This is a genomic window from Nocardiopsis alba DSM 43377, from assembly GCF_000341225.1.
Classification (GTDB): domain Bacteria; phylum Actinomycetota; class Actinomycetes; order Streptosporangiales; family Streptosporangiaceae; genus Nocardiopsis; species Nocardiopsis alba.
Map to the genome: position 1 here is coordinate 77,176 of NZ_ANAC01000023.1, position 24,388 is coordinate 101,563.

11 protein-coding genes are annotated in these 24,388 nt (G+C 72.8%); 9 read left to right on the plus strand and 2 right to left on the minus strand.

The window, feature by feature from the left end; genetic code table 11:
- Window positions 1-4 precede the first annotated feature (4 nt).
- Together cyaB and D451_RS0122080 are read left to right on the plus strand one after the other, a co-directional pair.
- Window positions 5-598 (plus strand): class IV adenylate cyclase, encoded by a 594-nt coding sequence (gene cyaB / locus D451_RS0122075; RefSeq protein WP_234305936.1) that lies wholly within the window; start codon window positions 5-7, stop codon window positions 596-598.
- Window positions 599-874: 276 nt separating this feature from the next.
- Window positions 875-2,164, plus strand: a complete 1,290-nt coding sequence (locus D451_RS0122080; protein WP_042285332.1) for an MFS transporter — start codon at window positions 875-877, stop codon at window positions 2,162-2,164.
- A gap of 88 nt (window positions 2,165-2,252) precedes the next feature.
- Here the strand turns inward: D451_RS0122080 and D451_RS0122085 are convergent, their stop codons facing one another.
- Window positions 2,253-3,056, minus strand: a complete 804-nt coding sequence (locus D451_RS0122085) for a peptidoglycan recognition protein family protein (protein WP_014912403.1) — start codon at window positions 3,054-3,056, stop codon at window positions 2,253-2,255.
- A gap of 272 nt (window positions 3,057-3,328) precedes the next feature.
- Window positions 3,329-3,685 carry a DUF3817 domain-containing protein gene (locus D451_RS0122090; protein WP_014909596.1) on the minus strand — a complete coding sequence of 119 codons (357 nt, stop codon included), beginning with the start codon at window positions 3,683-3,685 and terminating at the stop codon, window positions 3,329-3,331.
- A 450-nt stretch (window positions 3,686-4,135) separates the two neighbouring features.
- Between D451_RS0122090 and D451_RS0122095 the strand changes: the two genes are divergently transcribed.
- The 7 genes from D451_RS0122095 (at window position 4,136) to D451_RS0122125 (ending at window position 24,361) form a co-directional block, all read left to right on the plus strand.
- Complete coding sequence (locus tag D451_RS0122095) at window positions 4,136-4,903, plus strand: 2,3-dihydro-2,3-dihydroxybenzoate dehydrogenase (RefSeq protein WP_017536011.1); 768 nt, start codon at window positions 4,136-4,138, stop codon at window positions 4,901-4,903.
- A 70-nt stretch (window positions 4,904-4,973) separates the two neighbouring features.
- Window positions 4,974-6,137 (plus strand): isochorismate synthase, encoded by a 1,164-nt coding sequence (locus D451_RS0122100; RefSeq protein ID WP_017536012.1) that lies wholly within the window; start codon window positions 4,974-4,976, stop codon window positions 6,135-6,137.
- 3 nt (window positions 6,138-6,140) lie between these two features.
- Window positions 6,141-7,805, plus strand: coding sequence for a (2,3-dihydroxybenzoyl)adenylate synthase (locus D451_RS0122105; RefSeq protein ID WP_017536013.1), 1,665 nt, complete (start codon window positions 6,141-6,143; stop codon window positions 7,803-7,805).
- Window positions 7,806-7,808: 3 nt separating this feature from the next.
- Entirely contained in the window at window positions 7,809-8,474 is a 666-nt protein-coding gene (locus D451_RS0122110; protein ID WP_017536014.1) for an isochorismatase family protein, read from the plus strand.
- Between the two features lie 23 nt (window positions 8,475-8,497).
- Entirely contained in the window at window positions 8,498-10,057 is a 1,560-nt protein-coding gene (locus D451_RS0122115) for a SidA/IucD/PvdA family monooxygenase (protein ID WP_435825284.1), read from the plus strand.
- A 67-nt stretch (window positions 10,058-10,124) separates the two neighbouring features.
- Window positions 10,125-21,038 (plus strand): non-ribosomal peptide synthetase, encoded by a 10,914-nt coding sequence (locus D451_RS0122120; protein ID WP_026125272.1) that lies wholly within the window; start codon window positions 10,125-10,127, stop codon window positions 21,036-21,038.
- Window positions 21,035-24,361, plus strand: a complete 3,327-nt coding sequence (locus tag D451_RS0122125) for a non-ribosomal peptide synthetase (RefSeq protein WP_017536016.1) — start codon at window positions 21,035-21,037, stop codon at window positions 24,359-24,361. The genes D451_RS0122120 and D451_RS0122125 overlap by 4 nt, the downstream gene beginning before the upstream one ends.
- The last annotated feature ends 27 nt before the right edge of the window (window positions 24,362-24,388 follow it).

Genomic DNA, 24,388 nt, shown 5'->3' on the forward strand with positions numbered 1-24,388 from the left:
CTCGATGGCACCGATCGAGGTCGAACGCAAGCGTGCGCTGGAGGATCGCGCGGCCTTGGAGCGGCGGCTCGAAACGGCGGGTCTCGTCGCCGCGGGGTCGATCGTGGAGGTCGACACCTACTACAGCAGGCCCGACGTCGATTTCATGGAGACGGTCGAGTGCCTGCGGGTCCGTGAGCGGGAGGGCGGGTGCGAGATCACCTACAAGCCCGCCTCCGACGCCACTACCCGCAGCGCGGCGGGGGTCATCGCCAAGAAGGAGACCGACGTGGCGCTGGCGGACGCCGACCAGGCCGCGCGCGCCCATGATCTTCTGGAGGCGCTGGGCATGGTCCGTCTGGCCAGGGTGGAGAAGAGGCGCGTCTGCTATCGCGATTCCGGCCGACCGGGGTTGTCGGTGGTGGTGGACACGGTCGTGGGCGCGGGCTCGTTCATCGAGACCGAGATCCTCTCCGAGGGTCCCTCCCAGGAGGCCGTGCGACGGTTGGAGGAGGCCGAGCGACTCTTGGGGGTGGACACCCTCCCCGTGGTGACCTCGCCCTACCGGGATCTGGTGATGGGGGGCGGGGCCTCCGTTCCTCTCGACGCCTCGGGGTGAGGGATTTCCCGAAAAGGCTCCGGGCTGTTGTCGAGAGAGCGCTCATCCGGTTTCGATAACGGTATTCCGTGAATTCTCCGCTATGTCTTTCATGTCCACCGTGGTGAGAATGTCCTTGTGGTGGTGAAGGGTTCCCACTTCCTCGTGGGCGCTCTCCTCTGGCCGGTCACGGTCGTCCCTTTCCCTGGAAAGGGACGGGGAAGGCCACTACGGTGGATCGGGGTTCGCCCGGTCCCGGTACCGATGGCGACCCGGTCCCCCTTCCCCGATGTGAATATGAGCGCGGTGTCCTCCACTTCCTCGCCCCCGTCCGACTCCGGGCGGCGGGCCGCCCCTCTGGGCCGTGACTTCTCCCTGCTGTGGGGTGCCTCGGCGAGCGCGAACCTGGCGGACGGGCTGGTCCGGGTGGCGCTCCCGCTGGTGGCGGTCGAGCTGACCCGGTCCCCGATCCTGGTCTCGGGGGTCGCGGTCACCGGCACCCTGGCCTGGCTCCTGGTGGGGCTGCCCGCCGGAGCGCTCGGAGATCGTCTGAACCGGCGCGTGCTCGCTCTGGGCGCGGCCCTGACACGAACGGTCCTCCTGGGAGGTGTCGGCCTTCTCCTGCTCACCGACCACCTCACCGTGGGAGCGCTGTTCGCCGCGGCCTTCCTCCTCGGGGTCGGCGAGGCCTTCTTCGACACCTCCACCCCGGCCATGGTCCCCGGGCTGGTGCCTCGGCGAGAGCTCTCCCGGGCGCACGGCCGTCGGCACGCCGCCTCGATGGCGGGAGACGATCTGGTGGGGCCTGCGGCGGGCGGAACCCTGTTCGCGTTCTCCAAGGCCGCGCCGTTGCTGGTATCGACCGTCTGCCACGCGTTGTCGGCGATCCTGCTCTGGCGTGTGCGCTACGAACCGGGACCGGCCCCCTCGGAGGCGGCGGAGCGGCGTGTCTCGCTGTGGGGTGAGATCCTGCGGGGCCCGGCCCTGCTGTTCCGCGAGCGCCGTATCGCCGTCCTCGCCCTCTGGGGCGCGGGGGCGAACTTCGCCGGGAGCCTCACCTTCTCCGTCCTGGCCCTGTATCTGGTCGCCCCCGGACCGGTGGGGCTGGACACCTGGGGGTTCGGTCTCCTCATGGCCTCGTTGGGCGTCGGCGGTATCGTCGGGGCCTCGTACGCGGGCCGGCTCGCCGCGAGGATGGGGGAGTTGCGGCTCCTCACGCTCTCGTGCCTGCTCATGGCGGTGGACAGCGTCGTCCTGGCCCTGACCACCCGGGTCTGGGCGATCTCCGCCGGTCTGGTGGTGGGCGCGGCCGCCGCCGCGGTCTTCGGGGTCATGACGATCACCGCCCTGCAACGCCGCACACCGGACGGTCACCTGTCCCGGGTCTCGGCGGGCAATCGGTTGATCATGATGGGCGGTACCGCGCTGGGCGGTCTGACAGCGGGTGTCCTGGGCGAGTCCACCGGCGATCTGCGGGTCGGGTTCGCGGTGGCGGCGGTGCTCTTCGTGTCGTTGTGCGCGATGCGTCTGGCGGTGCCCGAGGCGGGTGACGAGGTCGGGCCGCCACCTTCGGAGCGAACTCCGTAGGGGGAGGCGGTGTCCCTTTCGGTGAAAGGGACACCGCCTCGATGGTCACCGGTAGGAGGACGATGAGCGGGGAACCGTCCTCAACGGGTCAGCGGCTGAAATCGTCGGGGCCGCGCGCCGGGCCGTGCAGGAACTCGCCCTCGGGCTCGTTCTCGGGGACCTCGGGGTAGGTGGGCCGGTCCTCGGCCGACACCGTGCGCGTGCCGATCTCCATCCCCTGGGCGAGCATCAGGGAGCTCACCGCGTTACGCAGATCCGGCAGCATCGCGTACAGCACGTCGCCCGGGCAGGCGGTGGCGTTGAAGTCGCGGTGCCCCAGGATGGCGGTCTGGGGGTCGAGTCCGTAGGAGCCGCACAGCCAGGCGAGGGTCTCGACCAGGCGGTCGACCAACTCCTGGGTGGGCCCCTCCTCCATATAGGTGCCCTCGTTCTCGATGCCCACGCACGTGTTGTTGTTGTTCGCCACGTGCGTGCCGACGCAGTGGACACCCTCGCGTACGGCGGGAACGGCGCGGTCGCGGCCCTCGACGAGGTGACCGCCCCGGCTGATGGTGAACTGCTGGCCGACGTCGATCCACCCGTTGGTGTCCATGTGGAAGTTCTGGATGGAGCGTGACAGCGCCAGCGCGTGGTCGAGCGAGTGGTCGGTGCTGTTGGCGGTCGCGGTGTGGTGGACCACGACGTGGGTCGGCGGGGTCTGAAGGATCTGGACGGGGCTCGACGGGGGCCGGGCGTTCCAGTCGGCGCGGAAGGACATCGGGGGTTCGGCGGCCGAGGTCGTGGGGGAGGCGCCGGCGGGGGAGGCGGCGGAGGCGCCGATCACGGCCGCGCCGGAGGCGACGGCCGCTCCTCTCAGGAGGGTGCGACGGTCGGGGCCCTGGTTCTGCTCCATGTGGGGTGTCCCTTTCGGGTTGTTCGGGCGGTTTACGGTTCCCCACTGAACATGGCTCGGTCCGCGTACGCAAAGGGTCGAGCGAAAGTTTTCTTTGTTCGTTACCGGTCAGGACGAAAACGATTTACCCCCCTTTCAGGGCGCCCTCGAGTCAGGTACTCTCCGCCCTTTTCGTTGCCCTTGGGATTCATGTGGCGGATGGGTTCTCGGGCATAAGGAAACGGGTCGCACAAAGGAGTGCGACCCGTTCGAAAGAGGGTTTCCGAAGGTACTCAGGACACCGGTTCGGGGCTGCGGTCCCGGTCGTTCTTCGTGTTCGCTCCGGGGGCGAGTCGGCCGGTCCGGTGCAGCCACCAGTCGGCCGGAAGGGTGCCCAGGGGCGGGATCGACGCGGCCAGGGCGACCAGGGTCGGCCACACGCCCCAGCGCAGGCGGACGGCGGCGAACAGGGTGACCGCGACGTAGACCATGAACGCGCCGCCGTGCAGCGGGCCGAAGATCTGCACGCCCAGTTCGCTGCCGTTGCCGAGGTACTTGAAGTACATGCCGACCAGGAGTCCGGCCCAGGTGAAGGCCTCGAAGACGGCCACCACACGGAAGGCCGGGGCGGTCAGGGAGTTCAGGCTCAACGCGGTTCCTCGGGTCGTCGCTGCAAGGGGTGCCCTCGAAAGATCCTCTCGGGGCTCCAACAGGTTAGGTCACCCTTTCGGTCGTCCCTTTTCGGGGTGGGCGCGATCGACGTTCCGGGCGTGAAGGTGACCGGACGTGACAACCGCCTCACCTTTGGTGGGTTTGGAAAGTGCGCCTCGGTGGCGGAGGCCTGTTCCGGTGGGGTCTCCTAGGCTCCTCGCGTGCCCGCTTCGACCTGCGCGAACGCGGTCGTTTCGCGGCTTTCGGTCGGGTCGCTCCCCGGGGGTGTGGGTGAAATCGAGTGACCCAGGTCTCACTCGCTCTCCGGTTGACACGGCGCCGGCTTCCGGCCGAGACTTGCCGCGAACTTCTTAGGTAAGGATTACCTAATTGAGGCTAGCTTTACCTAACTTCTTGCAGGTCAGCGGGTCCGGAAGGGGACAACGAACGTGAACGGGATCGACGGTGCCGTCGCCATGGTCACCGGAGCGGCCGGTGGTGTGGGCCGGGCCGTGGCCCTCGACCTGGCCGGGCACGGGGCCCGGGTCGCGGCCGTCGACGTCGACGCCGACGGGCTCGACCGGACCCTGTGCCTCCTGCGGGAACGGGGACACCGGGCGGACGCGTTCATCGCCGACGTCACCGACACGACCCGCGTCGAGGGACTCTTCGATGAGATCGAGGCCGACCTCGGCCCGGTGACCCTCGCCGTCAACGCCGCCGGAACCCTGGTCACCGGCCCCGTCGCCGACTGCGACGAACGCGACTGGCACCGCGTCATGGCGGTCAACGCCACCGGGGTCTTCGCCGTCGGCCGGGCCGTCGCCCGACGCATGGGGCCGCGCGGACACGGCGCCCTGGTCACCGTCGCCTCCAACGCGGCCGGGATCCCCCGCTCCGGCATGGCCGCCTACGCCGCCTCCAAGGCCGCCGCCGTGGCCCTGACCAAATCCCTCGGCCTGGAACTGGCACCGCTGGGCGTGCGCTGCAACGTCGTCTCGCCCGGATCGACCGATACCCCCATGCTCCGGGCCATGACCCCCGACCCCGACGCCCTGGTCCACGGCGACCTCGGACGGTTCAAGGTCGGCATCCCCCTGGGCCGGATCGGCAGCCCCGAGGACGTGGCCGAGGCGGTGCGCTTCCTGCTCTCCGACGCCGCGCGCCACATCACCATGCACGAGCTCTACGTGGACGGCGGCGCCACGCTCCGCTGAACCCCGCCCCTCCCTCGCACGGCCCCACCCCGGCCGTTCCGCGCGCCTGATCACGAGAAAGGCCACACCCATGCCCGAACAGCGCACCGCCGCCCCCGCGGCCTCGGCGGGCGAGCTCCTGACGGCCTACCGGCCCAGGGACGCGTTCTTCTCCACCGGCTCCCACGCCCTGCACGGGACCGGGACCCTGACCACCCTGGACCGGGCCGAGAACCTGACCTCGGTCCTGGCCGAGGCAGGGGAGGGCGCCGTCGCCGTGGGCGCCATCCCCTTCGACGTCGCCCGCCCCGCTCACCTGGTGGTCCCCGAGACCGTGCGCTGGTCGCCGCCGGCCGCGAACACCGCCCCGGCCGAGCGGCGCTGGAGCCCTCTGGCCGGGGAGTGGCGGATCACCCCGGTCCCGGCACCGGAGGCGCACGTGGCCGCGGTCGAACGCGCCGTCAAGCTCATGGCCGAGGACGCCGACCTGGGCAAGGTGGTCCTGGCCCGCACCCTGCGCGTCCATGGCGATCGGGAGGTGGACGTGGCCACCGTCCTGGCCAACCTGTTGTGGCGTGACCCTTCCGCTTTCGTGTTCGCCACCGACCTGCCCGCACGCGGGACCGGCACTCGCTCGCTCATCGGGGCCAGCCCCGAGCTGCTGGTCTCCAAGCGCGGACGACGGGTGCTGTCCAACCCGCTGGCCGGGTCCGCCCCGCGCAGCGCCGATCCCACCAAGGACCAGAAGCGCGCGGTCGACCTGCTCACCTCGACCAAGGACCGGCACGAGCACGCCGTGGTGGTGGAGGCGGTCGCCGAAGGCCTGCGCCCCTACTGCCGCAGGCTCGCGGTCCCCGACGAACCGGAGTTGGTCAAGACCGCCACCATGTGGCATCTGTCCACCCGGGTGACCGGCGAGGCCATCGACCCCGACCTGCCCGCCCACGTGCCGGCGATGGCCCTGCACCCCACCCCCGCGGTCTGCGGCACCCCTCGAAGCAGGGCGTTCGACACCATCGTCGACCTGGAGCCCTTCGACCGCGGTTTCTACACCGGCGCGGTCGGTCACACCGATGTCTCCGGTGATGGTGAGTGGGTGGTGACCATCCGCTGCGCCGACGTGGAGGGCGACACCCTCGACCTGTACGCGGGCGGCGGCGTCATGCCCGAGTCCGACCCCGACGCGGAGCTGGCCGAGACCTCGGCCAAGCTGCGCACCCTCCTGCTCGCCCTCGGCGTGGACGGAGCCGCCTGAACCATGAACGACCGCCCCGGCCCCCGCGCCGTCGACCCCGCCGACTGGACCCCCTGGCCCCGCGAGTACGCCGACGCCTATCGGGCCGCCGGTCTCTGGACCGGCGAGACCTTCCCCGCCTTCCTGAGGGACCGCGCCGCCCGTTTCGGCGAGCGGACCGCCGTCGTGGACGGCGACCTGCGCTGGACCTACGCCGAACTGGACCGGCGCGCCGACGCCCTGGCCGCCGGTCTGTCCCGCCTGGGCGTGCGCGCGGGGGAGCGGGTCGTGGTGCACCTGCCCAACGTCGCGTCCCTGTTCGAGGTGGTGTTCGCGCTGTTCAGGCTGGGCGCGCTGCCCGTCTACGCGCTGCCCGCCCATCGCCGCAGCGAACTGCTGCACCTGGCGGGCACCGCCGAGGCCGTCGCCCTGATCACCACCGACCTCCAGGGCGCCTTCGACTGCCGACCCATGGCGGCGCGGGTCCGCGCGGAGGTCCCCTCGCTGGAACACGTCGTCGTGGTGGGCGAGGCCGGTGACGAGGAGGGGTTCACCGCCCTGGAGGCGCTGCGCGCCGAACCCGACACCGCGATCCTCGCCGAACCCGACCCCGGATCGGTCGCCTTCTTCCAGCTCTCCGGCGGTACCACCGGGCTGCCCAAGCTCATCCCCCGGACCCACGACGACTATCTGTACTCGGTGCGGGCCAGCGCCGACATCTGCGGCCTGGACACCGACACCGTCTACCTGACCGCGCTGCCGGCCGTCCACAACTTCCCGATGAGCTCACCCGGGTTCCTCGGCGTGCTGCACGCGGGCGGCACCGTGGTCACCGCGCCCGACCCCTCCCCGGCGACCTGTCTGCCCCTGATCGAACGCGAGCACGTCACGCACACGGCGGTCGTCCCGCCCGTGGCCATGCTGTGGATGGACGCGGTCGAACACGGCTCCCAGGGCGAACGCGACCTGTCCGACCTGCGCGTCCTCCAGGTCGGCGGCGCCACCTTCCCACCGGAGGCGGCCCGCCGGGTCGCCCCGGTGCTGGGCTGCGCCCTCCAACAGGTCTTCGGGATGGCCGAGGGGCTGGTCAACTACACCAGGGACGGCGACCCCGACGAGGTCGTCACCGGTACCCAGGGCCGCCCGATCAGCGACCACGACGAGATCCTCATCGTCGACGACCGGGACCACCCGGTCCCCGACGGCGAACCCGGCCATCTGCTGACCCGGGGGCCCTACACGATCCGGGGCTACTACCGGGCGCCCGAGCACAACGCCGTCGCCTTCACCGACGACGGCTTCTACCGCACCGGCGACATCGTGCGCCGCCACCCCTCCGGCGCCCTCGTCGTCGCCGGACGCGCCAAGGACCAGATCAACCGGGGCGGGGAGAAGATCGGCGCCGAGGAGATCGAGAACCACCTCCTGGCCCACCCGGCGGTCCACGACGCCTCCCTCGTCGCCCTCCCCGACCCCTACCTGGGCGAACGCACCCACGCCTACGTCATCGCCCGGGGCGAGGCGCCCACACGGAGCGAACTGCTCGCCTTCCTGCGCGAGCGGGGCCTGGCCGCCTACAAGATCCCCGACCGCGTCAGCTTCGTGGACGCCTTCCCGGCCACGGCCGTCGGCAAGACCTCCAAGCGCGACCTGCGCGCGGCACGCACCACCTCCGGAACGGACCACTGATCGATGTCCCTGCCCACGATCGCCCCCTACCCACTGCCCACCTCCGAGGAGCTGCCCGAGAACCGGGCGCACTGGCCCCTGGAACCGGAACGCGCGCTCCTGCTCGTCCACGACATGCAGCGCTACTTCGTCCGCCCCTACGCCGAGGGCAGCCAGCCCATCGCCGGGGCCGTGGCCAATATCGCGGCCCTGCGTTCGGCCTGCCGGGCCGCCGGGGTCCCGGTCGTCTACACGGCCAAGCCCGGCGACATGACCTCCGAACAGCGGGGTCTGGAACGCGACTTCTGGGGCGCGGGCATGAAGGCCGTCGCCGAGCACACCGACATCGTCCCCGAACTGGCCCCCGACGGTGAGGACCTCCTGCTCACCAAATGGCGTTACAGCGCCTTCGCCCAGACCGACCTGGCCGAACGCATGGCCGCCCAGGGACGCGACCAGATCGTGGTGACCGGCGTCTACGCCCACATCGGCTGCCAGCTCACAGCCGCCGACGCGTTCATGCGCGACATCCGCCCGTTCCTGATCGCCGACGCCCTGGCCGACTTCAGCGCCGACCACCACCGCTCCGCCCTGAGCTACGCCGCCGGACGCTGCGCGACCGTGCTGTCCACCCGGGACGCCCTGGACTTCCTGGACCAGGGCGCGGACTCGACCGGAGCCCGCCCGTGACCGACCTCCACGAAGGGACCACCGTGGCACCCGACGCAGACCCGACCACCGTCCACGACCTGGTCGGGGTGGGTTTCGGCCCCTCCAACCTGGGCCTGGCCATCGCCTTGGCCGAACGCCGTGATCAGGGCGTCGAGCCCGCCCTGAGCGGGGTGTTCCTGGAACGCCAGGAGTCCTTCGGCTGGCATCGCGGCATGCTCATCGACGGCGCCACCATGCAGGTGTCCTTCCTCAAGGACCTGGTCACCACCCGCAACCCCGCCAGCGACTTCGGCTTCCTGTCGTTCCTGCACCAGGCGGGCCGGCTGCACGACTTCATCAACCACAAGACGCTCTTCCCCCTGCGGCGGGAGTTCCACGACTACCTGTCCTGGTGCGCCGACCGTGTCGCCGACCAGGTCCGTTACGGCCACGAGGTCACCGAGGTCCGCCCCGTGTACTCGGGTGAGCGCGTCACCCACCTGGACGTGGTCGCCCGCGATCAGGACGGCGCCACCACCGTGCTGCGCGCCCGCAACGTCGTCTTCGGTCCCGGTCTGCGTCCGCGTATGCCCGAGGGGGTGGAGGAGTCAGCCCGCGTGTGGCACAACGAGTACCTGCTCACCCGGTTGGAGGCGCTGGGTCCGCAGGCCGACCCGCGGTCCTTCGTGGTCGTGGGGGCCGGTCAGAGCGCCGCCGAGGTCACCGACCACCTCCACCGGCGGTTCCCCGAGGCGCGGATCCACGCGGTCCTGTCCCGCTACGGCTACAGCCCCTCCGACGACAGCCCCTTCGCCAACCGGATCTTCGACCCCGAGGCCGTGGACGCCTTCCACGCGGCCCCCGCCGACGTCAAACGTCGCCTCACCGGCTATCACGGCAACACCAACTACTCGGTGGTCGACCCGGACCTGATCGGCGAGCTCTACCGCCGTCACTACGAGGAGAAGGTGCACGGAGAAGAGCGCCTGCACCTGCACAACACCTCGCGCGTCGCCGGACTGACCGAGAGCCCGCGGGGCGTCGCGGTGGTCGTCGAGGACCTGGTCACCGGTAAGCAGACCCCGGTCCCGGCCCACTACGTCGTCTTCGCCACCGGCTACCACCCGGCCGACCCGCGACCGCTGCTGGGCGACCTGGTCGACTCCGTGCTCACCGACCCCGAGGGGCTGCCCGTGGTGGAACGCGACTACCGCGTGGCCACCGACGACACCCTCACCTGCGGCCTCTACCTCCAGGGCGGCACCGAGCACACCCACGGGGTGTCGGCGTCGCTGCTGTCCAACATCGCGACCCGGGTCGCGGAGATCATCGACTCCGTCGCCGCGCGCGCCGGAGCCCCCACCGAAGAGAGGGCACGACCCATGTCCCACGACACCGATCCCGTATTCACCGTCGAACGGGTCCGCGCCGACGCCGCCCGTGCCCTCGCCGAGCCCGTCGAGAGCGTCGACCCGGCCGAGAACCTGTTCGACCGGGGCATGGACTCGGTCCGCGTGATGAGCCTGATGGAGCGGTGGCGCGTGGACGGGGCCGAGGTCGACTTCGCGGACCTGTCGGAGAACCCCACCGTCCACGCCTGGGTCGACCTGCTCAACGGCTGACCCGGCCGCCCCCTCTCACCCCGCCCCACCGGCCCCGACCCCCGTACCCTTCCGAGGAGCCCGACCCATGGCCGACCTTCACGATGCCCCCGTGGGCCTGACCGGCGCCCAGGCCGGTGTCTGGTACGCACAGCGGACGGCACCGGACAGCCCGGTGTTCAACGTCGGCCAGTACACCGACATCCCCACCGACCTGGACGTGGACCGCTTCGTCGAGGCGCTGCGGACGCTGGTCGAGGAGAGCGACGCCCTGCGCGCGCGGGTGGTGGTCGATGGGGACCGGCCCGCGCAGGTGATCGGGTCCGGGCCCCCTCGTGACCCGGACGTCCTCGACCTGCGCGAGGACGACGGGGAGGAGGCGGCGCGCGAGCGGGCCCTGGAGTGGATGCGCGCCGACCGGGAACGGCCGGTCGACCCCGAGGTCGGGCCGCTCCACCGGTTCGCGCTGCTGCGAGTGGGGGACGCGCGCTGGTTCTGGGTCCAGCGCTACCACCACCTGGCGGTGGACGCCTACGCCATCACGATGATGGCCCGACGCGTCGCCGACCTCTACACCCGGCTGGGGCGGGGGGAGGAGGTCCCGGCCTCCCGTTTCGGAAGGCTCGCCGACCTCGTGGCCGACGAGGAGCGGTACGAGGCCTCCGAGCGTCACGAGCGGGACCGGGCCCACTGGGTCGATCTGATGGCCGACCGGCCCGAACCGGCCCTGTGGTCCTCGGCTCCGCCCGCGCCGCACGCCTCGTTCCTGAGGGCGCGCCTCTCCGTGGGAGCCGACGTCGCCGAGGCGCTGGACTCGCTGTCCGCCGCCCACGGCGCGACCTGGGCCGACGCCCTCGTGGGGGCCTTCGCCGCCTACACCCATCGTCTCACCGGGGCCGACGACCTACTGCTCGGCTCCCCGACGATGGGTCGGGTGGGAACGGTGGGGCTGCGCACCCCCGCCATGGTCGTCAACGTGCTGCCGCTGCGCCTGCGCGTGGACTCGACGCTCACCGTCGCCGAGGTCGTCGAGCGCACCGCCGCCGCCCAACGCGACCTGCGCGCCCACGGGCGCTACCGGTCCGAACGGCTCCGCCGCGACCTGGCCGCCGTCGGCGACCGCTTCGGCCTGTACGGACCCGAGATCAACGTCAAGCTCTTCGACTACACGCTCACCTTCGACGGGGCGGCCGCCGCCACCACCAACCTGTCCGAGGGGCCGGTCGACGACATCGCCGTGTCCGTCTACCGTCCGGCCGCGGGCGGTCTGGTCCTGGAGGCCAACGCCAACGACGCCCGCTACGACGAGGCCGGGGCCCGCGCCCTCCTGGCCGGGTTCGCCGACTTCCTCGCGGGGTTCGCCGGCGCGAACGGCACCACCCGCCTGGCCGCGCTGGACACCGTCGCCCCGACCGACCTCCTTCCGGCCACGCCGCCGGCCCCGGGCGAGCGGGCCCCGGTCACCGAGACCCTGTTCCGCTCCGCCGACCTCGCCCCCGACGCCACCGCCCTGGTCCATGGGGATCTCCGACTCACCCGGGCCGACCTCGTCGACCGGATCGACCGCCTGGCCCACCTGCTGCGCGACTCCGGGATCGGCCCCGGCGACACCGTCGCCCTGGCGCTGCCCCGCTCCGTCGACCTGGTGATCGCCCTCTTCGCGGTTCTGCGCGCCGGAGCCGCCTACGCACCCGTGGACCCCGACCACCCCGTCGACCGGATCGCCCGGGTACTGGACAGTGCCCGGCCCGCCCTGGTCCTGGCGGACTCCACCACCTCGCACCGGCTCCCCGAGGACGCCGAGGCGCGGCTCCTCGAACTCGACACCGACGAGGTCCGCGAGGCGCTCGCCGAACAGCGCACCGGCCGGCTTCCGGCGCCCGACCCCCGATCGGCCGCCTACGTCATCCACACCTCGGGCTCCACCGGGCTGCCCAAGGGCGTGGTGGTCGAACACCGCTCCCTGTCAGCCCTGGCCGATACCCAGCGGGACCACCTGTACCGTCATCTGCCCGAGGGCGCGAGGGTCGGCCACACCGGCTCCTTCACCTTCGACGCCTCCTGGGACAGCCTCCTCGGCCTGGTCCACGGCCACGAACTCCACCTGATCGACACCGAGATCCTTCTGGACCACGCCCGGCTCGGCGCCTACGTCGACGAACACCGGATCGAGCACCTGGACCTGACCCCGAGCTACCTGCGGGGGCTGCTGGACTCCGGCGAACTCCACCGGGCCCCCGCCCTGCTCACCTTCGGCGGCGAGGCCTGCCCGCAGGGACTGTGGGACCGGCTGCGCGCCCTGCCCGGTACGCGGGCCCTCAACTTCTACGGCCCCACCGAGAACACCGTCGACGCCCTGGTCTGCGACGTCGCCGACACCCCCGACACCGCGATCGGCCGACCGGTCGCCGGGGTACGCGCCCACCTGCTGGACGCGGCCCTGCGGCCCGTACCGCGCGGGGTCCCCGGAGACCTGTACCTGGCGGGCGAGCTGCTCGCCCGCGGCTACGTCGGCCGTCCCGACCTGACCGCCGAACGCTTCCTCGCCGACCCCTACGGCCCTCCCGGCACCCGCATGTACCGCACCGGCGACCGCGCCCTCGTCCGCGAGGACGGCACCGTCGCCTACCTGGGGCGGGACGACGGCCAGGTCCAGGTGCGCGGATACCGGGTCGAACCCGCCGAGGTGGACGCGGTCGCCGCCGCCCACCCCCGGGTCGCGCAGTGCGCCACGGTGGTCCGCGAGAGCGCGAACGGCACCGCGCGTCTGATCGCCTACGTGGTGGCGACCGAGGGGGAGCGAACCGGCCGCGACCTCGAAGAGGAACTACTCGCCCACCTGGCCGAACGCCTGCCCGACCACATGGTCCCCTCCCGGGCGATGGTCCTGGACCGGCTGCCCCTCAACTCCAGTGGCAAGGTCGACCGCACCGCCCTGCCCGAACCCTCCGCCCCGACCGGCGACCCCGCCGAACCCGCCACCCCCGCCGAACACACCCTGCTCGGCGTGCTGCGCGAGACCCTGGGCACCGACACCGGCCCCCACGACGACTTCTTCCGCCTGGGCGGCGACAGCATCCTCGCCATCCAGGTCGTCAACCGCGCCCGCGCGGCCGGACTGGGCCTGACCGTGCGCGACGTGTTCGAGGCGCCGACCGCCGCGGGCCTGGCCGCCCGCGCCACGACCTCGCCCCTCGCGCCTCGGATCGCCGACGACCCGGTCGGTCCGGTGGAGCCCACCGCCGTGACCATCGAACATCTCGCCCAGGGCGGCCCCGGCACCCGCTTCACCCAGTCCCAGGTGCTGTGGACCCCGGCCGGGCTGACCGAGGAGATCCTCGCCGAGGCGTTGGGCGCCGTCATCGCCCACCACGGCGCCCTGCGCCTGAGGGTCCGCGACGAGGCGATGGAGGTCCTGCCCGCCAAGGACACCCGCGAGCACCGTCCGCTCACCCGGGTGGACGTCGCCGACCGGTCCGAGGACCAGGTGACCGAGGAGATCGTCACCCAGGCCGCCGAGGCCCACACCCGGATCGACCTCTCCGAGGGGCACCCGTTGACCGCCGTCTGGTTCGACGCCGGACCCGACCGGATGGGACGACTGCTCGTCCAGGTCCACCACCTGGCCGTCGACGGGGTGTCCTGGCGGGTGATCGGCCCCGACCTGGCCGAGGCCGTCGCCGCTCTCAGCGCCGGCCGTCCCGTCCGGCTCGCCGGGGCGGGCACCTCGCTGCGCCGTTGGACCCGACTGCTCCACGAGGAGGCCCGCCGGCCCGAACGGCTCGCCGAACTCGACCACTGGCTCGACCAGACCGACCCCGCCCGGCACCGCCGCCTGGGCGCCCGCGACCTGGACCCCGACGTCGACCGGGTCGCCACCCGGCGCTCCCTCGACGTGGAACTCGACCCCGACCTCACCCATCGGGTGCTCACCGGCATCGGCCCGGTCTATCGGGTCGGGCCCGAAGAGGTCCTGCTCGCCGGTCTGACCCTCGCGGTCGGCCGCCGACTGCTGGTCGAACTGGAAGGGCATGGACGGCGCGACCTGCTCACCGCGCCCACCGACCTGTCCCGCACCGTCGGCTGGCTCACCACCTCCCACCCGGTGGCCCTGACCCCCGACGGCGATCCGGCCGGCACCCTCAAGAGGGTCAAGGAGACCCTGCGCGCCACCCCGGGGCACGGCCTCGGCCACGGCCTGCTGCGGCACCTGAACCCCGAGACCGCGCCCCGCCTGGCCGACCGGGCCCGACCCGACGTCCTCTTCAACTACCTGGGCCGCTTCGGTGCCCCCGCCGCACAGCCCTGGGAGTCCGCTCCCGTCTCCACCCGGGTCATGCTCGGCGAGGACCCCGACCGTCCGCTCACCCACGGCCTGGAGATCGGCGCCGTCGCCCAGGAGGGTCCCGAGGGCGTCCGCCTGCACCTGACCCTGCGCTGGGCGCCCGGCGTCCACACCTTCGAGGACGTACGCGGCCTCGCCGACGACCTCACCGCCGCCCTGACCGCCCTCGCCGAGGCCGCAGCCGACCCCGGGCCGCACACGCTCACCCCCTCCGACGTGCCGCTCCTATCGATCGACCGGACCCGCATCGAACAGGTCGAACGCGCCTGGGTCGACACCCACGGCGATCCCCGGGCACGGCTGTCCGACCTGTGGCCCGCCACCGAACTCCAGGCCGGTCTGGTCTTCCACAGCCTCCACGGTCCGGGACACGACGCCTACACGGCGCAGTCCACCACCCGGATCGACGGCGACCTGGACCCCGGACGCCTGCGCCGCGCCGCCGCCCTGCTCATGGAACGGCACCCGAACCTGCGCGCCGGCTTCCACCTCCAGGACGGCGAACTCGTCCAGTTCGTCCCGGCCGAACTCGACCCCCTCTGGCGGGAGGTCGACCTGACCGAGGCCACCGACCCCGAGAACGCGCTGGAACGGCTGCGCTCCGAGGAGATCGCCACCCCCTTCGATCCGTCCCGGCCGCCGCTGATGCGCTTCACCCTGGTCAAGGCGGGCTCCGACCGGCACCACCTGGTGGTCACCGACCACCACACCCTCCTCGACGGCTGGTCGACCCCGCTGTTCCTGCGGGAGCTGTTCGCCCACTACGCCGACCCGGAGACCCCGGCACCCCGCGTCGGCTTCCGCGACCACCTCGCCCACCTGGCCGAACGCGACTACGAGGCCGCCGACCGCGCCTGGGCCGAGGAGCTCGCCGACCTGGACGGACCCACCCTCGTCGCCCCCGACGCCTCGGCCCACGGCGGTGAGGAACAGCGGATCCTGTACGCCTCGCTCACCCCGGCCGAGACCGAACGGCTCACCGGCCTGACCCGCGCGCTGGGCGTCACCGCCAACACCGTCGTCCAGGCCGCCTGGGCGCTGGTCCTGGGCTCGGAGACCGGCCGCGACGACGTCGTCTTCGGCACCACCGTCTCCGGTCGCCCGACCGACCTGCCCGGAGCCGAGAACGCCCTGGGCCTGTTCATCAACACGATCCCCGTCCGGGTACACCCGCGCGCCGACCTGTCCCTGACCGACCTGCTCACCGGACTCCAGAGCCGGCAGGCGGCCCTGGCCGAACACCACCACACCGGCCTGACCCGGACCCAGGAGCTGTCCGGTCATCGGACGCTCTTCGACACGCTCCTGGTCTTCGAGAACTTCCCCGATCGCGACGCGCTGGCCGACCGCGACTACGCGGGCGTCCGCCTCACCGACGTCCGCGTCGAGGACGCCACCCACTATCCGATCTCGATCAACGTCCTGCCCGGCCGCACCCTCGACCTCAGGCTGTGCCACCGCCCCGACGCCGTGGACGCCCGCCGGGCCGGCGCGCTCCTGGAACGGCTGCGCACCGTCCTCGGCCGGATCGTCGAGCGGCCCGGCCTCGGTGTCGCCGAGGTCGACACCCTCACCTCGGCCGAACGCGCCCGGGTGTTGGACGGCTTCAACCGGACCTCGACCGCGATCACCGCGCCGCGCCCCTGCGACGCGGTGGCCGACCAGGCGGGCTGGACCCCCGACGCGATCGCCGTGATCGACGCCGAGGGCGAGCACGACTACGCCGAACTCGACTCCTGGACCTCCGACCTCGCCGCTCTGTTGTACGCCCGCGGTGTGCGCGCCGGACAGGTGGTGGCGGTGGCGTTGCCGAGGTCGGTGGATCTGGTGGCCGCCCTGCTCGCGGTGCAGCGGGTGGGCGCCGTCTACCTGCCGTTGGATCCGGGGTTCCCGGCCGACCGGATCGTCTACATGCTGGACGACTCCGAGGCGGTGCTGTTGCTCACCGGTGGGGGAGTGGAGGCCCCCGCCGGTGTCACCACCCCGGTCCTGGACCTGGACGAGATCGCCTCCCAGGGCGGGACGTTCGAGGGCGCCTACGTCCCTGCCGAGACTCCGCGCCCCGACGCGCCCGCCTACGTGCTGTACACGTCGGGGTCGACCGGACGGCCCAAGGGGGTGCTGATCGACCATCGCAACCTGGCCAACTTCCTCACCGACATGGGACGGCGCCTCCCCTTGGAGGCCGGCGACCGTTGGCTCGCGGTGACCACGGTCGGCTTCGACATCTCCGCCCTGGAGCTGTACCTGCCGCTGCTGTCCGGGGCCACGGTGGTCCTGGCCGACCGGGACACCGTCCGCGACCCCCGGCCGCTCGCCGAACTGATCACCCGCTCGGGATCCACGATCATGCAGGCCACCCCGTCGCTGTGGCGCTCCCTGATCGAGCACGACCCGTCCGCTCTCGCCGGGCTGCGGGTCCTGGTCGGCGGCGAGGCGGTCCCCGAACCCCTGGCCGCCCGGCTCGCCGAACTCTCGATCGAAGCCCACAACGTCTACGGGCCCACCGAGACCACCATCTGGTCCACCACCACACCTTTGGACACCGACGGCCCCGTCACCATCGGCCGACCCATGGCCAACACCCGGGTGTACGTGCTCGACGCCGCGCTGCGCCCCGCCCCCGTGGGCGTGGTCGGCGACCTGTACATCGCCGGCTCCGGTGTGGGCCTGGGCTACCTCGGACGCTTCGGCCTGACGGCGGAGCGGTTCGTGGCCGATCCCTTCTCGGGCGGGCCCGGGTCGCGGATGTACCGCACCGGCGACCTGGCCCGGTGGCGTACGGACGGCACGTTGGACTTCCTGGGCCGGGCCGACTTCCAGGTGAAGGTACGCGGTTTCCGGATCGAGCCCGGAGAGATCGAGAACGCCCTGGAGGCGTCACCCGACGTCGCCCGAGCGGTGGTCACCGCACACGAGGACGCCTCCGGCTCCTCCCACCTGGTCGCCCACGTCGTCCCCACGGGCCCGGCCGGGCCCACCGACCCGAGCCTCGACACGGTGGCCCTGCGCGCCCACCTCGCCGAACGCCTGCCCGACTACATGGTGCCCGGCGCGATCGCCGTCCTCTCCTCCCTCCCGCTCACCGCCAACGGCAAGGTCGATCGCAAGGCCCTGCCCGACCCCGCCGCCTCCGGCCACGTCTTCGGGCACGGACGCGCCCCGGCCGGAGCCGCCGAGGAGATCCTCTGCGGGGTCCTCGCCGAGGTGCTCGGCCGCGACCGGGTCGGTCCCGACGAGGACTTCTTCGCCCTGGGCGGGCACTCCCTCCTGGCCGCCCGGGTGGTCGCCCGCGTCCGCTCGCTGCTCGGCGCCGACGTCGGGGTGCGCGATCTGTTCGAGGCGCCCACCGCCGCGGCCCTGGCCCGAAGGGTCACCGACACGGCCTCCGGGGCCGGGGCCCCGATCGTCCGACTTCCGGAGGGCGAGCCCCGACGCCTGTCCCACGCCCAGCACCGGCTCTGGCTCATCGACCGCGTCCACGAGTCCGGCGGCGCCTACAACGTGCCCCTGGCGGTGCGCGTCCACGATCGGCCGGACCTCGACGCGCTGCGCGCGGCCGTCGTCGACCTGGCCGAGCGCCACGAGGTCCTGCGCACGGTGATCGACGTCGATCCGGACGACCCCGGCACGCCCGTGCCGCGCCTCCTGCCCGCCGACGCCGTCGACGTGGCCGCCGAGCACGTCGACCGTCCCTTCGAGGAGGAACTGGCCCGGATCACCGCCCTCCCCTTCGACCTGGCCGCACGCCCCCCTCTGCGGGTCCGGCTGCTCACCGGCCCCGGGGTGGGAGAGGGCTGCGTCCTGCTGCTCGTCCTGCACCACATCGCCGCCGACGAATGGTCCTTCGGTCCGCTGCTGTCCGACCTGGACCTGGCCTACCGGGCCAGGGCACGAGGGGTCGCGCCCGATCAGGCGCCCCTCCCCTTCCGTTACACCGACTACGCGGCGGCCCGGGCCGAACGCCTGGGCGACGCCGCCGACCCCGACAGCCGGCTCTCCCGCGCCCTCGACCACTGGCGGCGGCACCTGGAGGGGATCCCGGACGAACTCGCCCTGCCCACCGATCGGCCTCGGCCGGCGACCCCCTCGCACAGCGGCGGACTCTCTCAGGTGGAGGTCGCCCCCGAACTGCACGAGTCCCTGCGCGCGCTCGCCACCGAGCACGGCGTCACGGTCTTCATGGTCGTCCAGGCGGCCGTGGCCACCCTGCTGCACCGGATGGGCGCGGGGGAGGACATCCCGTTGGGCAGCCCGGTCGCCGATCGCGCGGACGAGGGGCTCCAGGACGTGGTCGGCTTCTTCCTCGACACCCTGGTGCTGCGGCTGGACCTGTCCGGCCGGCCCACCTTCGCCGAACTCCTCGCCCGGACGCGCGAGGTGGACCTGGCCGGCTTCGCCCACGCCGACGCCCCCTTCGACACGGTGGTCGAGGCGCTGCGTCCGGAACGCTCGGTCAGCAGGCACCCGCTGTTCCAGACGATGGTGTCCTACCAGCGCAGGCCCGAGGGCGTCGACGCCCTGTTCGGTTCGACCACCCACCTGGTCGAGACGCCGCTGGACACCGCCCGCTTCGACCTGGAGTTCGCCTACATCGAGGATCCGAGGCGTGGGACGCGGGTGGCGCTCAACCACTCCGCCGACCTGTTCGAGACGGCCACGGCCGATCGGTTGGCGGCCCGACTCGTCGCCCTGTTGGAGCAGGTCGCGGCCGATCCGCACCGAGCTCTGGGGGCCTTCGACGTGCTCGGCGCCGAGGAGCGCGCCCGGGTGTTGGACGGCTTCAACCGGACCTCGACCGCGATCACCGCGCCGCGCCCCTGCGACGCGGTGGCCGATCGGGCCGCCGACGAGCCCGACGCGGTGGCGGTCGAGGACGGCGAGGGCGCCCACACCTACGCGGACCTTCACGCGCGGGTCGATCGGATCGCCGCTCTGTTGCGCGCCCGTGGGGTGCGCGCCGGGCGGGTGGTGGCGGTGGCGTTGCCGAGGTCGGTGGATCTGGTCGCGGCCCTGCTCGCGGTGCAGCGGGTGGGCGGTGTGTACCTGCCGTTGGATCCGGGGTTCCCGGCCGACCGGATCGTCTACATGCTGGACGACTCCGGAGCGGTCCTTCTGCTCACCGGTGGGGGAGTGGAGGCCCCCGCCGGTGTCACCACCCCGGTCCTGGACCTGGACGCCGTCCCGGCCGAGACGGCGGCCGTACCCCACGACGGCGCGGACGACACCGGGACGGCCGTCCACCCGGCGGCCCCGGCCTACGTGCTGTACACGTCGGGGTCGACCGGACGGCCCAAGGGGGTGCTGATCGACCACCGCAACCTGGCCAACTTCCTCACCGACATGGCCCACCGGGTGCCCCTCGCGTCGGGAGACCGTTGGCTCGCGGTGACCACGGTCGGTTTCGACATCTCCGCCCTGGAGCTGTACCTGCCGCTGCTGTCCGGGGCCACGGTGGTCCTGGCCGACCGGGACACCGTCCGCGACGGGGCGGCCCTGGCCGAACTCCTCCGGAACGGCCGGATCGACGTCATGCAGGCCACCCCCACCCTGTGGCGGATGCTGACGGAGACCGACCCCGAAGCCCTGACCGGCCTGCGGGTCCTGGTCGGTGGCGAGGCCCTGCCGCCGGCGCTCGCCGACACCCTGACCGAGGCGGCCCGGGAGGTCGTCAACGTCTACGGGCCCACCGAGACCACCATCTGGTCCACCGCCGCCCCGGTCCACGCGGACCGTCCGGTCACCATCGGCCGTCCGATGGCCAACACCCGGGTGTACGTGCTCGACGCCGACCTCGGCCCGGTCCCGCCCGGGGTCCCCGGCGACCTGTACATCGCCGGCGCCGGTGTGGGCCTGGGCTACCTCGGCCGCTTCGACCTGACGGCGGAGCGGTTCGTGGCCGATCCGTTCGCCGCCGAACCCGGAGCGCGGATGTACCGCACCGGAGACCTGGCCCGATGGAACCACGACGGAACCCTGGACTTCCTGGGCCGGGCCGACTTCCAGGTGAAGGTACGCGGTTTCCGGATCGAGCTCGGCGAGATCGAGACCGCGCTCGCCGCCGTCGACGGGGTCGGCCAGGCCGTGGTCACCGCCCGCGAGGACGCCGACGGTCACTCACGCCTGGTCGCCCACCTGACCGCCGGCGGAGAGGCGGACGTCTCCTCGCTGCGGGCCGAGCTCTCGACCCGTCTGCCCGGCTACATGGTGCCGAGCTCCTTCGTGATCATGGACGCCCTGCCGCTCACCGCCAACGGCAAGATCGACCGCAACGCCCTGCCCGACCCGGCCACCGTCGAGACCGCCACGGTCCGCGACACCGGACGCGACCCCGCCACCGAAGCCGAACGCGCGCTCTGCGAGGTCTACGCCGAGGTCCTGGGCCTGGACAAGGTCGGCGCCGACGAGGACTTCTTCGCCCTGGGCGGCGACAGCGTCCTCACCCTGCGCCTGGTCGGCGGCGCCCGCCGGGCCGGCTGGGTGGTCACCGGACGGCAGGTCTTCCGCAACCCGGTGGTCGCCGATCTGGCCGCCGTCGCCGACCCCGTGGCACCCGCCGCGCCCACGCCCCTCTCCGAGACGGCCGAGGAACCGCTGATCTCCCTCGCCCCCGGACAGCTCGACCAGATCGAATCGATGTGGAGGAAGCGGCGATGACCCGCCCCACCGACCCCGACACCACCACGCCCTCCCCGGGGGCGATCGCCGACGTCCTGCCGCTCGGCCCCCTCCAAGAGGGGCTGCTGTTCCACCACGCCCTGAGCGGGGGAGCGGGGGACGCCTACGGGATCCAGCTCAGGATGGAACTCCTGGGCCGGGTCGACCCGGAACGGCTGCGCACGGCGGCGTCCGCGCTGCTGACCCGTCACCCCAACCTGCGGGCCGGGTTCCTGTACGAGGAACTCGACCGGCCGGTCCAGTTCGTCCCGGCCGTCACCGAACTCGACTGGACGCACACCGACCTGAGCACGGAGGAGGCCCCCGCACGGGCCGAGGACGGGGTGGCGGAGGAGGAGTTCGGGCGCGGTTTCGACCTGGCCGCCCCGCCACTGGTGCGCTTCCACGCCCTCACCACCGGCCCGGGACGCCTCGTGCTGGTGATCACCGCCCACCACGTCCTGCTCGACGGCTGGTCGTTGCCGATCCTGGCCCGCGACCTGCTCGGACTGTACGCGGCCGACGGCGACGGTAACGCTCTTCCATCAGCACCCCGTTACCGGGACCATCTGGCCTGGATCGGCTCACGCGACCACGAGGCCGGACGTCGGGCCTGGTCCACCGCCCTGGAGGGGCTGACCGAACCCACCCTGATCGCCCCCGCCCACGGCCACCCGACCGAGGAACCGGGATCTCCCGCCGTCCCCCCGCGCCCGACCCGGATCCGGGCACCGTTGGGGGCGGACCTCGATCGGAGGCTGCGCTCCCTGGCCGCCGAGAAGGGCGTCACCGTCAACACCGTCCTCCAGACGGTGTGGGCGCTGGCCCTGTCCACCCACACCGGCCGTCACGACGTCGTCTTCGGCCAACCGGTCTCCGGCCGCGGCTCCGAACTCCCCGGAGCCCAGGACACCGTCGGCCTGTTCACCAACACCCTCCCGGTCCGGATCGCCCTCGACCCGGCCGAGTCGCTCTCCGACCTGCTCACCCGGGTCCACCTCGACCGGGCCGACCTGCTCGACCACCAGTGGACCGGCCTGGCCGAGATCCAACGCGCCACCGGACACGGCACCCTCTTCGACACCCTCCTGGTCGTCGAGAACTACCCATTGGACGAGGCCGTCACCGGACGCGACCACGCGGGTGTGCGCGCCGGACGGATCCGGGTCCGCGACGCCACCCACTATCCGGTCACGCTCACGGTGACGCCGGGAGAGGAGGGGGGAGACGACACCCTCCTGTACCTGGACCACCGGGACGAGGCGGTACCGACCACGATCGCCCGCGGACTCCTCGACCTCGTCCTCCACCTGCTCGATCAGGTCCTCGCCGACCCGGACCGCCCCGTACGCGCCCTCGACCTGATCGCCCCGAGCGCCCGGGCCGCGCTCCCCGGCCCCGACACCTCCCGGCACACCACCGAGCACACCGACGCCCTCGCCCCGCTCACCGAGGCCGAACGCGCCCACCCCGACCGGACGGCGGTCGTCTCCGCCGAACGCTCGCTCACCTACCGAGAACTGCACACCGAGGCGGCACGACTGGCCCGACTGCTCACCGAACACGGCGCCGGCGCCGAGACGGTGGTCGCCGTCGCGCTGCCCCGAGGCGCCGACCTGATCGTCGCCATCGTGGCGGCGCTGCGCTGCGGCGGCACCTATCTGCCGCTGGACCTGGACCATCCGCCCGCCCGCCTGGCCGACATGGCCGAGCGCGCCGGGGCGACCCTGGTCCTGACCACCTCCGAACGGCGTGGGGCGCTCGCCGACCTGCCCGACACCGTGGTCCGGATCGAACTGGACGACCCCGACACCCGGGCCCGCGCGGCCGCGCTCGACCCTCTGCCCTGGGCCGCCCCCCACCCCGAACACCTGGCCTACGTCCTGTTCACCTCCGGTTCCACCGGCCGCCCCAAGGGGGTCGGGGTCTCGCACCGGGCCATCGCCAACCGGATCGAGTGGACCCAGGGCGCCTACCGGCTCACCCCCGAGGACCGGATCGCCCACAAGACCCCGGTCGGCTTCGACGTGTCGGTCTGGGAGTTCCTGTGGCCGCTGAGCACCGGGTCGTCGATCGTCGTCGCCCGCCCCGACGACCACCGCGACCCCGCCCGACTGATCGACCTGTTCGCCCGCGAACGGGTGACGGTCTGCCACTTCGTACCGGCCGTGCTGCGCCTGTTCGTCGACGAACTCGCCACCGCGCCGACCGGTCTGCCCGATCTACGGCTGCTCATCGCCAGTGGGGAGGCCCTCACCCTGGATCTGGCGCGGGACCTCGGCGCGGCCCTGCCCTCCGTTCGCCTGGAGAACCTCTACGGCCCCACCGAGGCCGCCATCGACGTCACCGCCCACGGCGCCACCGGTCCGGGCGCGCCGGACCTCGACCTCGGCGACCCGTCGGGGACGGTGCCCATCGGCCGGCCGGTCTGGAACACCACCGCGCACGTCCTGGACGACTCCCTGCGCCCGGTGCCCCCCGAAGCGCCGGGGGAGCTCTACCTCGGCGGCGTCCAGGTGGCGCGCGGCTACGTCGGACGTCCCGACCTGACCGCCTCCCGCTTCGTCGCCGACCCCTACGGCCCGCCCGGCTCCCGGCTCTATCGCACCGGCGACCTGGTGCGACGGCTGGACGACGGCTCCCTCGTCCACCTCGGCCGCTCGGACGACCAGGTCAAGATCAACGGGGTACGGATCGAACCGGCCGAGACCGAGGCGGTACTGCGGGCCCTGACCGGGGTGGCCGAGGCCGCCGTCACCGTCCGTACCGACGCCGCCGGCGCGGCGACGCTCGCCGGCTACCTGGTCCCGGTCCCGGGAACGCGCCCGGACACCGACGACCTGAGGGGCCGACTCGCCTCGGCGCTCCCGCCGGCCGCCGTGCCCGCCACCCTCACCGTCCTGGACCGGATGCCGTTGAGCGTCAACGGCAAGGTCGACCGCGGGGCCCTCCCCGAACCCGAACCCCTCCCGGTCGGGGGCAGAGGCGCGGCCACCGACGCCGAACGTCTCCTGTGCGCGGCCATCGCCGACCTGCTGGGAAGGGAACCCGAGAGCGTCGGAGCCGACGCCGACTTCTTCGCCCTGGGCGGCGACAGCGTCACCTCCATCCGGCTCGTCGGCCGGGCCAGGGCAAGCGGTCTGGAGTTCACCGTCCGCGACGTGTTCATCCATCGCACCGCCGAACGGCTCGCCGCGCACGCCGCCGGCACCGTCTCCGAACCGGCCGAGCCCGAACCGGGCCCCGAACCCGGCGACGAGTTCGCCGGGCTCCTGGACGCCGGGGAGATGGACGACCTCCAGCGGCTCTGGGAACAGGGATGACCCCGCCCCAGGGGCGCCCGGCCCACC

Bases quoted from the DNA above. Each gene is read 5' to 3' on its own strand.
- D451_RS0122085 (WP_014912403.1), bottom strand. From the start codon at position 3,056: ATGGAGCAGAACCAGGGCCCCGACCGTCGCACCCTCCTGAGAGGAGCG.
- cyaB (WP_234305936.1), top strand. From the start codon at position 5: ATGGCACCGATCGAGGTCGAACGCAAGCGTGCGCTGGAGGATCGCGCG.
- D451_RS0122100 (WP_017536012.1), top strand. From the start codon at position 4,974: ATGCCCGAACAGCGCACCGCCGCCCCCGCGGCCTCGGCGGGCGAGCTC.
- D451_RS0122080 (WP_042285332.1), top strand. From the start codon at position 875: ATGAGCGCGGTGTCCTCCACTTCCTCGCCCCCGTCCGACTCCGGGCGG.
- D451_RS0122120 (WP_026125272.1), top strand. From the start codon at position 10,125: ATGGCCGACCTTCACGATGCCCCCGTGGGCCTGACCGGCGCCCAGGCC.
- D451_RS0122110 (WP_017536014.1), top strand. From the start codon at position 7,809: ATGTCCCTGCCCACGATCGCCCCCTACCCACTGCCCACCTCCGAGGAG.
- D451_RS0122125 (WP_017536016.1), top strand. From the start codon at position 21,035: ATGACCCGCCCCACCGACCCCGACACCACCACGCCCTCCCCGGGGGCG.
- D451_RS0122105 (WP_017536013.1), top strand. From the start codon at position 6,141: ATGAACGACCGCCCCGGCCCCCGCGCCGTCGACCCCGCCGACTGGACC.